10 protein-coding genes are annotated in these 10,421 nt (G+C 70.8%); 6 read left to right on the top strand and 4 right to left on the bottom strand.

All coding sequences use genetic code 11. The features are described 5' to 3' along the window. The coding region (locus tag ACQKIP_RS29175) for an FAD-dependent monooxygenase (RefSeq protein ID WP_427744574.1) at positions 1-974 on the top strand (974 nt) is incomplete at its 5' end. Next, positions 974-2,518 (top strand): hypothetical protein, encoded by a 1,545-nt coding sequence (locus ACQKIP_RS29170; RefSeq protein ID WP_427744573.1) that lies wholly within the window; start codon positions 974-976, stop codon positions 2,516-2,518. The genes ACQKIP_RS29175 and ACQKIP_RS29170, both read left to right, overlap by 1 nt. A 56-nt stretch (positions 2,519-2,574) precedes the next feature. Here the strand turns inward: ACQKIP_RS29170 and ACQKIP_RS29165 are convergent, their stop codons facing one another. Next, complete coding sequence (locus ACQKIP_RS29165) at positions 2,575-2,919, bottom strand: VOC family protein (RefSeq protein ID WP_365856475.1); 345 nt, start codon at positions 2,917-2,919, stop codon at positions 2,575-2,577. Positions 2,920-3,048: 129 nt separating this feature from the next. Here ACQKIP_RS29165 and ACQKIP_RS29160 point away from each other — a divergent pair, with 129 nt between their 5' ends. Further along, a complete protein-coding gene (locus ACQKIP_RS29160; RefSeq protein ID WP_365856473.1) occupies positions 3,049-3,903 on the top strand; it encodes an alpha/beta fold hydrolase in 855 nt (284 codons plus the stop codon). Positions 3,904-3,965: 62 nt separating this feature from the next. Here ACQKIP_RS29160 and ACQKIP_RS29155 read toward each other — a convergent pair whose 3' ends face one another. The 3 genes from ACQKIP_RS29155 to ACQKIP_RS29145 all read right to left on the bottom strand — a co-directional run bounded on the left by ACQKIP_RS29155 (position 3,966) and on the right by ACQKIP_RS29145 (position 6,395). Then, positions 3,966-4,727, bottom strand: coding sequence for a PIG-L family deacetylase (locus ACQKIP_RS29155; protein WP_427744571.1), 762 nt, complete (start codon positions 4,725-4,727; stop codon positions 3,966-3,968). 8 nt (positions 4,728-4,735) lie between these two features. After that, the gene (ppk2, locus tag ACQKIP_RS29150) at positions 4,736-5,689 is read right to left on the bottom strand and encodes a polyphosphate kinase 2 (RefSeq protein ID WP_365856469.1); all 954 of its coding nucleotides are present in this window, start codon (positions 5,687-5,689) and stop codon (positions 4,736-4,738) included. Between the two features lie 142 nt (positions 5,690-5,831). Then, the gene (locus ACQKIP_RS29145) at positions 5,832-6,395 is read right to left on the bottom strand and encodes a GNAT family N-acetyltransferase (protein WP_365856467.1); all 564 of its coding nucleotides are present in this window, start codon (positions 6,393-6,395) and stop codon (positions 5,832-5,834) included. 114 nt (positions 6,396-6,509) lie between these two features. On the opposite strand from ACQKIP_RS29145, the gene ACQKIP_RS29140 reads away from it, so the two are divergent. The 3 genes from ACQKIP_RS29140 to ACQKIP_RS29130 form a co-directional block, all read left to right on the top strand. Further along, positions 6,510-7,742: an AAA family ATPase gene (locus ACQKIP_RS29140; protein ID WP_365856465.1), complete on the top strand. Its 1,233-nt coding sequence runs from the start codon at positions 6,510-6,512 to the stop codon at positions 7,740-7,742. Between the two features lie 19 nt (positions 7,743-7,761). Beyond that, on the top strand, positions 7,762-9,384 hold the full coding sequence (locus ACQKIP_RS29135) for a VWA domain-containing protein (protein WP_365856464.1): 1,623 nt from the start codon (positions 7,762-7,764) through the stop codon (positions 9,382-9,384). Between the two features lie 361 nt (positions 9,385-9,745). Then, a partial coding sequence (locus ACQKIP_RS29130; protein ID WP_427744567.1) for a hypothetical protein occupies positions 9,746-10,421 on the top strand: 676 nt, incomplete at its 3' end.

Here is a 10,421-nt window from a genome sequence, read left to right as displayed (position 1 = left end):
GGATGTCCCGCACCGACAACGCGGAACTCACCCGGCGCTTCGGCCATCCGCTCGTGGTCCTGCACCGCGCGGACCTGCTGCGGGTGCTCGCCGATGCGCTGCCCGCCGACAGTCTGCGACCGGGCAGCGAGGTGTCCGCCGTCCGCCACGACGGCGGCGACAGCGACGGCGACGACGGCCGTCCGGTCGTCGTGCACGCCGGTGGCGAGTCCCGGCCCGACCTGGTGGTCGGCGCGGACGGGCTGCGCAGTGCGGTCCGCGGTGCGCTGTGGCCCGATGCGGCAGGGCCCCGGTACGCCGGGTACACCGGCTGGCGCATGATCACCGAACCGCTCGCCGAACCGCCCTCGCAGGGCGCGGTGACCTGGGGGCGCGGGGAAAGGTTCGGCTACACGGTGCTGTCGGGCGGGCGGATGTACTGCTTCGCGACCGCCTCGCTTCCGGCCGGCGCCGCCGCCGATCCGGCGGCCTCCACCGGCTCATCCGAATACGACGAAGTCCTGCGCCGGTTCGGCACGTGGCCGGACCCCGTCCCCGCCCTGCTGGCCGCCGTGCCCGGGGACGCGGTGCTGCGCCACGACCTGTACGACCTGCCGCCGCTGTCCTCCTTCGTGCACGGCCGGGTCGCGCTGCTCGGCGACGCCGCTCATGCCATGACCCCGAACCTGGGCCAGGGCGCGTGCCAGGCGCTGGAAGACGCGGTCACCCTCGCCCACTGCCTCGACGGCACCACGGACATGACCGCCGCGCTGCGCTCGTACGATCGACTGCGCCGCCCACGGACCCGGGCCATCACGCGCCGCTCCGCCCGGCTCGGCGCGCTCGGCCAGTTGGCGTGGCCGCCCGCCGCTCTGCTGCGTGACACCGCCGCCCGGCTGATGCCGGCCCGGGTCACCCTGCGGTCGATGACTCCGGTGCTCGGCTGGACCGCGCCCGGTGACCAGGTGCCCGCGACGGGGAACGAGAGCCACTGATGCCGGACTGGACCTATCACCCGCTGCGCGGCGCCGCCGCTGCCGTACTGGGCCTGCGCCGTTCGCAGCGCACCGCCCTGCGGCTGCTGGCCAAGGTGGGCTCCCGACCCGCCGGAGCGCGACTGATCGCCCGCGGGTTCGGGCACCGGCATCCGCCGGAGCTGCTCGCCGGTGAGATAGCCGGGACGCCCGTGACCGTGCGCCTGGGCATATCCGTGCCGCCTTCGCTCGCCCGCGACACGATCCGCGCCCTGGCTCCGCTGGGCGCCGGGGTCGTCGAAGTGGCGCCCGTCGCGGCCGCCGACGTGCGGACCGTGCGCGAGGCCGCCGCCGGGCGTTCGATCCCGGTGGTCGTCCGCGCCTGCGATCCGGAGGCCCAAGCGGCCCTCAAGCCCCATGTCGACGGGTTCACGGGGATCGACGATCCGCACGTCATCCATGTGTCCGAGCCGTCGGTCACCGCCGCGGCAGCCGCGCTCGGAGATGGTCCGGGCACCGTCGTACTCGCCCGGCCGGAGGTCCTCGTGACCGCCGGTCCCGGCTGGTTCGCGCGGGTCACCGAGGCCGCCACTCCCACGGAGCCCGCCCCGGCGCTACGGGACGTCGGGCTCTCTCCTCTCCGCTGGCCCGCCTGGTGGTGGGCGCTGCTGGTCGGGCTCGGCATGACCGTCGCGGGGCTCGGCGCGGCGGCGATCACGCTGGGTCCGGTGCTGCTCTGGTACGACCACGACTACCTCGGCATGACGCTGCACGAACTGCACGCCGCCAACCACCACTTGGTGCACTTCCTCCAGCACGACCGGATCACCATGGCCGGCACGATGGTGTCGATCGGCGCCCTCTACACCGGCCTGGCCGCGGGCGGGATCAGGCGGGGATGGCCCTGGGCCCGCCAGGCTTTCCTGCTCTCGGGGGCGATCGGATTCCCCACCCTGTTCTACTTCCTGGTCATCGGCTTCGTGGAACCGCTGCACACGGCAGCGGCCCTCGTGCTGTTCCCGATGTTCGTGATGGGGGTGCGCCGCACCCCGCACCGAGCGCGCTGGCGCCTGGCGGCCGAGGGTCCGGAGCCGGAGCGCCGACGGGCCCTGGTCGGCCAGCTCCTGATGATCCTGACGGGAGCGGGACTGTTCGCCGGCGGCGCGGTGATCTCCGTGGTCGGCCTGACCGGTGTCTTCGTCCCGAGCGACCTGACCTTCCTGGGCACCGACGCGCAGACCCTGGAAGCCGTGAACTCCCGGCTCGTGCCGTTCATCGCCCACGACCGCGCGGGCTTCGGCGGCGCCCTGATGTCCGCCGCGGTGGCCATCGTGCTGCTCAGCGCGTGGGGCTGGCGGCGGGGCGAGGCGTGGGTGTTCTGGACCCTGGCTGCCGCGGCGGCGGCCGGTTTCCTGCCGGCTGTCGTGGTGCACGGCTCGATCCACTACACCGACCTGCTGCACCTCGCGCCGGGCTACTTCGGCATCGTCCTCACCGCCACCGGCCTGCTCCTGGCACGCCCGTACCTCTGCGCCAGGACACCGGCGGGGAGCCCCGGGGGCTGAGAGTCCGGCCTGCTCGACGCCCCGCACGAACACGCAGCCCCCCAGCAGCCTGCCGGTCAGTCCGCCGCTGCCCCGCCGAACCCGAGCTCATTGCCGTCCGGGTCGCGGAAGGTGGCCTTGCGGACGCCGTTGGCGTAGGTCTCGCGGGTCTCCGGTTTCAGGCCCCGCTCGGCGATCTGCGCGAGACGCGAGTCGAAGTCGCTGACGAAGAGGGTGTGAAAGCCGTGCCCGGCGTGATCGGGGCGCACCTCGATGAAGAGGTAGCGGTGCTCCTCGAGCTCCCACACCGCCTCGGTGTCGTTGGGCAGGAAGGACGGCGGCGTGCCGAGGAGTCGCCCGTACCAGGCAACCGCCGTGTTGTAGTCGCGGACAGGAATGCCCGCGAACAGATCTACGGTCATGAGGCCATGCTAAACACGGCGGAGGCCGCACGGAGCCCCGACGAGCAGGCGCGGGCGCGCCGGGGGCTGCGGTACACAAGTATCCAATTTGTGCTTGTCCCGAAGATCGTTCCATTGGAGGCTACGGGCATGCCAAATCAGCCGACCTTCGTATTTGTTCACGGTGCCTTCGCGAACTCGTTCTCCTTCGCGCCGCTTCAGGCCGAACTCGGCCTGCTCGGACACCGTTCCGTGGCGCTCGACCTGCCGGGGCACGGCTTCGAGGCGACCTACGCCGCGGCCTACCAGGCTCCTCAGGACCTCGCCGCGCTCGCCGCCGAACCGGGCGGCATCAAGGGCGTCACCCTTGCCGACAACGCCGCCCGGGTGATCGAAGTCCTCGAACGGGCGAAGGAGAACGGCCCGACGATCCTCGTCGGCCACAGCAGGGGCGGCGCCACGATCACGGCGGTCGGCAATGCCCGCCCCGACCTGATCGACCGGATCGTCTACGTCTCCGCCTGGTGCCCCGTCGACCTGCCCGTCGGCGACTACTACGCGGAACCGGAGATGGCGGGCGTGGACCCCGGCGCCTTCGCCGCGGCGCTGGTCGGAAATCCGGCCGAACTCGGTCTGCTCCGGGTCAACTTCCGCACCGCCGCGCCGGAGCCGCTGGCCGCGATGAAGCAGGCCTTCGCCGCCGATCTCACCGACGACGAGTTCCGGAACTTCCTCAACACCTTCCAGCCCGACGAGAACCTCGACGTCGGCACGCCCGCCGACCGGGCACAGGCCGCGACCTGGGGCCGCATCCCCAAGACCTATGTCCGCCTGAGCGACGACACCAGCATCCCGCTCGCCATGCAGGACCGCATGATCCGCGAGGCCGACGCCCTCACCCCCGACAACCCCTTCGACGTCGGAACCCTCGAAGGCAGCCACCTGCGCTGGCTGGCCCACCCGAAGCCGGCCGCCGAACTACTCGCCACCCTCACGGCCCGCTAGGGTCCATCCACTACTCGCCCACACCTCCCGGCCCGGCGGCTGCTCTCGCACGCCGGGCCGCATCACGCTCCCCTCCTGTGGGGCGCACCGTGGCGGATATACCACTCGGTGCCGAGCAACCGTTCCCGCTCTGCCGCAGGAAGACCCGCGACCAGACCGGGAACGGCTCCTCGCTCCACCTCGGTGCGGTGAGCAAGGACCGCGGCGACCTTCTGCTCCAGCCAGGGCCTGACGTCGATGGTCTCGGTGACCCATGCGTCCGGGACACTGTGCATGGCCTTGCCCGTCGCGGCCAGATAGCCGCCCCACACCCGCATGGCCGAGTCCGGGTGCGTGGCCAGATACAGAGCGTGCGGCTGCCAGGGTGCACCAGCGTCGGGGTAGAGCCGCCCGAGTCCGGCCGCCTGGAACGCGAGCATGGTCACCCGGTGGGTGTGCACATGGTCCGGGTGGCCGGTCAGACCCCCGTAGGCGTCATGAGTGACCACGATCTCCGGGCGGAACTCCCTTATGTGCGAGACCAGTTCCCCGACCGTCTCGTCGATCGGCGCATCGCAGAACCGCAACGCGCCCGGAGCCGAATGCGGTGCGCGCGCGTCGGCGTGGCCGAGCATGCGTGGCGGGCCGGCGCCAAGGATCTGGAGCGCCCCGGCTAGTTCTGCGGCACGCATGGTGTCTGCCGCCCAGGTCGCCGTCACAACTGCGGTGCGGGCACCCGCGGTTGCGTGGCGGGCCAGAAGTCCGCCGGCAAACAAGGATTCGTCGTCCGGGTGGGCGAAGACGCCGAGCAGACTCGACGCAGACGCAGACACGGGCGCAGGCATCGCTGACTTCACGGATGCTGGCCCGGCCCCCGGTCGTGCCCGGCGAGCCTGCTCGGGGAAAGGTCCGTCGGGTCCTCGTCCGCTTCCAGCAGGGTGTCGGCCGGGCCGATGATGAGCGGGTCCGCCTCCCCCACCGCGTCCTTGTCCATGGCCTCGTAGTCGACACGCAGCAGCAGATGCCGCATGGCTTCGAGGCGTCCGCGGCGCTTGTCGTTGAACTTGATCACCGACCACGGGGCGTGGACGGTGTCCGTGGCACGGAACATCTCCACCTTGGCGTGGGTGTAGGCGTCCCACAGATCCAGCGAGGCCAGGTCAGTGGGCGAGAGCTTCCACTGCCGTACGGGATCCACCTGGCGGATGGCGAAGCGCGTGCGCTGCTCCGCGCGGGACACGGAGAACCAGAACTTGACCAGCACGATGCCGTCATCGGTAATCATCTTCTCGAACAGCGGCGCCTGCTGGAGGAATTCCTCGTGCTGCCGGGGTGTGCAGAAGCCCATGACGGGCTCGACACCGGCACGGTTGTACCAGGAGCGGTCGAAGAAGACGATCTCCCCGGCAGCGGGGAGCTGTGCGACGTACCGCTGGAAATACCACTCGCCCGCCTCCCGCTCGGTGGGCTTGTCCAGCGCCACGATGCGGGCTCCACGGGGGTTGAGGCGCTCGGTGAAGCGTTTGATCGTGCCACCCTTGCCGGCGGCGTCCCGCCCCTCGCACACGACCACCACACGCTGCCCCTGATCGCGCACCGACTTCTGCAGCTTCAGGAGCTCGATCTGCAGGATCCGCTTCCGGCGCTCATAAGCCTTGCGCCTCAGCTTCTCGCTGTAGGGATAGTTCTCCCGCCAGGTCCGCAGCGGCTCCCCCTGCCCGTCGAGCAGCACCGGACGCTCCGGCCGGGCCTCGTCGACCGACAGCCCGTCAAGCAAACCCTCCGCGTCCTTGTCGTCCGACGCCACACCGTCTCCTCTCATCGACACACATCATTCTTCTCCTACCCGCGCCGAGCGCTACTCCCCCGCCGTGAAACTCACCCAGAGGGCCGTCGACGATCTGGCGGAGGTGGAGTCGCGTCCGGGCGTCCCGCCGACAACGGCTGCCTCAGCCCGCGTGCCGAACGTGCAGGTGACCGTCACGCGGGAAGGCCGGCGGTGCTGCGGGCAGGATTCTGTCGAACTCGTATCGGGTCTTCTGCGCCACACGGCACGAGGCGAGGTTGTCGTCCTGGTGCAGGAGCTCCAGGCGCTCGAGCCCGGTGGCCACGAAGGTGTCGAAGGCCCAGCCGGTCAGTGCCTCCAGTGCCCGGGCGGCCACGCCCCGCCCGCGTGCGTGCGCGGCGGTCCAATAGCCCACCTCGGCCGTCGGTTTGCCGGGGGCGGCTTCCTTGAGGACCACGCTGCCTGCCAACTGCCCCTCAGGCACGTGTGGTTGTTCTTCGAGGACGGCGAAGTCGAGCCGTATCCCCGTCGCCCACCCCGCATGCTGGGAGTGGACCCAGCGGGCGGCATCGGCGGCGTTGTCGACGGGGGAGCTCGTCCACTGGCGCAAGTACGGGTCCCGGTAGGCCTTGATCAGCGCGGGAGCGTCCTGAAGGCTCCAAGGGCGAAGCACGAGAGCGGGAGCGGACGGGGTCGCGCCGACCCGAAGTATGACGGCATCGTTCACCGGCCCAGCATAGGCAGATCCTCGGCACCGAATACGTGAAGGATCAAGGGCCCGGGGGTCGTCCCGGTCTTCGAGTTATCTTGCTCGGGCGAAGGCTGTTCCAGGGAGTTGAAGATGACGACGGGCGCACAGGACCCGCAGGGCAGACAAGAGCCGCAGGACGCGCAGGAGACGGCCCGGCGGCTGCGGGCGATCAGTGACGAGATGGCGGACCGTTTCTACGAGCGGGCCGACGTGGTGCGCACGCTGGTGGTGACGCTGCTGGCCGGACAGCACTCGCTGATCCTCGGTCCGCCCGGCACCGCGAAGTCCGAGATGGCCAGGGAGCTCACGGGCAGGGTCGAGGGGGCGTCGTACTGGGAGATCCTGCTGTCGAAGTTCACCGCGCCGACGAAGATGTTCGGCCCCATCGATGTCGCCGCGCTGGCCCGCGGCGAGTACCGCCAGGTCTACGACGGCCGTGCCACGACCGCGCATGTCGCGTTCATCGACGAGATATTCAAGTGCTCCACGGCCGCGCTGAACGAGACCCTCGGCTACCTCAACGAGCGGATCTACCACCCCGAGAGCGGCGGTGAGCCGATCCGCTGCCCCCTGATCGGCGCCATCACGGCGAGCAACGAACTGCCCGGCGAGGAGGACGCGGCCGCCATCTACGACCGGCTGCTCGTGCGGATCGAGGTCGGCTACCTGGAAGACCCCTCGAACTTCGCCGCGCTGGTCCGCTCCGCCGTCGGGCGTCCGGCGGCGCGGCGCCGAACCACCGTCGAGCTGACCGCGTTGCAGCAGGCCGTGAGCGATTTCGTCCCGGCCGTCGATGTGCCCGACGTGATCGTGGACGCGGTCTGCACGCTGCGGGCCGCCCTGCGCCGCAAGGAGCTCGTCGCCTCGGATCGCCGCTGGCGGCAGGCGGTGGGGCTGCTCCAGGCCTCCGCATACCTCGACGGGCGCCCGGCGGTCGCGGAGACCGATCTGTCGGTGCTGACCCATGTGCTGTGGGACTCCCCCGCCGAGCGTCCCGCCGTCGAGCGCGAGGTGCTGCAACTCGTCAATCCGGACGCCAAGGAAGCGCTCGACCTGGCCGACACCATCGAGGAGCTGGAGGCCCAGCTCGACGCCATGGCGGGGCAGTCCCGCGAGGCGCTGAGCGACTGGGTCATCAAGCAGGCCCACAACAAACTGGCCATGGCGGGCAAACGCCTTGAGAAGCTGCGCGAGGAGGCGGCAGGGGCCGGTCGCTCCACCGCCGCCATCGACCGGGTCACCGGCCGCCAGCGTGCCGTTCGCGCCCGCGTGCTCACCGAGGCTCTCGGCCTGGACGCGAGCATGGTGCAGGCCCAGCTCTGAACGCCGAGGAATCGAGACCATGGCCGAGACATCACCCAGCAGGCTCGACGAGCTGGCGAGCCGTGGCGCGAAGTGGCTGGGCCTGTCCGCTGCCGCTTCCCAGCGGCACACCGCGGCCGTGGTCGCCGACCGGTTCGAGCAGATCGCCTGGCGCGACACGTACGCGCAGTCGGCCGGACTGCGCGAGCTAGAACAGGAGTTGAAGGCGCGGCACGCCTACGCCGCCGACCTCCTGAGCGACGTGTTCCTGGCCGCCTACAAGGCGGGCCCGCAGCTGCGCGAGCGTACGGACATGGCCCCTTCCCGGCTGCTGAACCACCGGATCACCGCCGCGCTCATGGAGTCGCCGGAATTCGCCGAGCTGCGCCGGGAGACGGTCGGCGACCCCTATGCCGCCGCCATGGCCGTGCTCGCCCAGGGCCCCGCACTGCGCGGGATGCTGGAGCGCTTGCGCGATGCCGGGGAACAGGCCGAAAGGGGTGAGCGGGCCCAGCAGGGCGCCGAAGGCGCGGCGACCGCCGTGGGCGAGGCACTCCAGGGGGCCGCCGACGCGGCCGGCGAGGACGGCACCGTACCGGCCGCGGCAGCAGAAGCCGTACACCGGGCGATCACTGACGCCGAAGCCGGCGAGACGGCTGCACAGCAGGCCGCTCTGGAAGCCGCACAGGCCCTCTCCGCGGCGGCCCCCGCCATCCGTACCGGCGCGCGCAGGGCGGCGGCAAGGGCCGCCGAGACCGTGCGGGAGGAGGCCGCGCTGATGAAGGCGTGGGGCGTGGGCCCCGGCGAGCTGGAGCGGATGCCGTTCGACCAGCGCGCCCGCCTCGCCGAGCGGCTGCGCACCGGACGGCTCGCCCAGTGGGCCGAACTGATAGGCCGCTTCCGGCAGATGGCGGCCGGTGAGCGTGCCCGCAGAGTGGAGAACGCCACCGGCGAGCTGGTCGGCGTCACGCTCGGCGACGACCTCTCCCGCGTCATCCCCTCCGAGCTGGCCAATCTGGGGCTGCCCGCGCTGCGTGCGGTGTTCGCCGCGCGTTACGCCGCCGGGGAGCTGATGCTCTACGACATCCGGGGCGAGCAGAGCACCGGCAAGGGAGCCGTCATCGCGTGCGTGGACACCTCGCACTCCATGTACGTGGCCGGGCCCGGCGGGATCACCCGCGAGGCGTGGGCCAAGGCATGCGCCCTGGCCCTGCTCGACCAGGCCCGCCGCGCCAAACGTGACTTCGTCGGTATTCTGTTCGCGGCCGCCGACAAACTCCAGGTCTTCCGCTTTCCCGCCGACCGGCCCGCCGGCATCACGCAGATGCTCGACTTCGCGGAAACCTTCCTCGGCGGCGGCACCAGCTACCAGCGGCCGCTGACCGCGGCCGCGGAGCTGCTGAAGGAGGAGTTCAACGACACCGCCCGCACGCGCGGCGACATCGTGATGCTCACCGACGACGAATGCGACGTCACCGAGGAATGGACGCGCGGCTGGAACGACGCCAAGCGGCTGCTGGGCTTCCGGGTCTTCGGCGTGGCCATCGGCGCCCCGCGCGCCGCCGACACCGGCTCGGTCCTGGAGGCGCTGTGCGACAACTTGCGCTCCATCGAGGACCTCACCGACGTCCACGCCGCCGCCGACCTCTTCCGCGTGATCTGACCGGCGCCCCGCTCAGCGATCGTGGCGGCGCACTTGCCGCGGACGCCCGATACCACGGCGTCCAAATCATCCACGCCGACGGGCTCCCGTCGTCTCACGGTAGAAGCGCCGGGCCAGGTCCGGCTGCTCGCAGGCCAGCACCAACCGGAGCGGGACACCCGTAGTACGGCCAACTCGTTTACCTGCAGACCGGCTTCGACACTCCGCGCGGCCGCTGCGCGAAACCCGCCGAACCCGGCTCCGGCCTCCGCCGAACCTGCATCCTGACCCGACCGCGGGGGTAGCAACCAAGGATGCGTCACCCGCCCGCACCGCGGGCTCGGTGCAAGGCGCAACGGGGGTGGGGGCGTTGGTGCGACGGGTGGTCAACCTTCAGTCCATCGAGCAGAAGCTGCTGCTGCTCGCCCTCCTGTTCGTGATCGGCGGCTCGATCGCCGCGAACCTCTTCGCGTGGGACGTGAAATGGCAGATACCACTGATCTACGCCGTGCTCTATGTCCTGCTGTCCGTTGTCGTCGACATTCGCAATCGGCAGGCTCCGACGGCTTCCACGCACTTCCGCACCAGTGACGAGTTCTTCCTGACGTTCACCCGCTTCGTGCGTACGGCCGAGCGCCACATCTACACGAGCTACGTGCGCAACACACCGCCGCCGAGCTTCCGGTCCCCGGCCGCCGAACAGTACTTCAGGGCCGCGGCCGACTGGACTCGGCGCAATCCCGGCGCGTCGTTCCACCGCATCATCGGTGTCCCTGACCAGGAACCCGGCAAGAGCGCCATGCGCAGGTGGCTGCGCGAGCACTGCGAAGAAATGCACGGTCTCGCCAACTACCACGCGCGCGTGGTGACCACCAACAGCGGTGTCGATGCCGTCAATGTGGCGATCATCGACGACACCGCGGTCCTGCTGCTCCTGACGGCCGACGGATCCTTCATGAGCGGACACAGCCTGGAGACCGCTGAGGCCGTCAATTCCTTCAGGGATTACTACCGCTCCTGGTGGGCCTCGGCGGAGCCCCTGGAAAGCTACGCACAGC

It is taken from the genome of Streptomyces sp. NPDC059900, assembly GCF_050270335.1.
Classification (GTDB): Bacteria; Actinomycetota; Actinomycetes; order Streptomycetales; family Streptomycetaceae; genus Streptomyces.
This window is presented reverse-complemented; position numbering and strand designations above follow the sequence as displayed.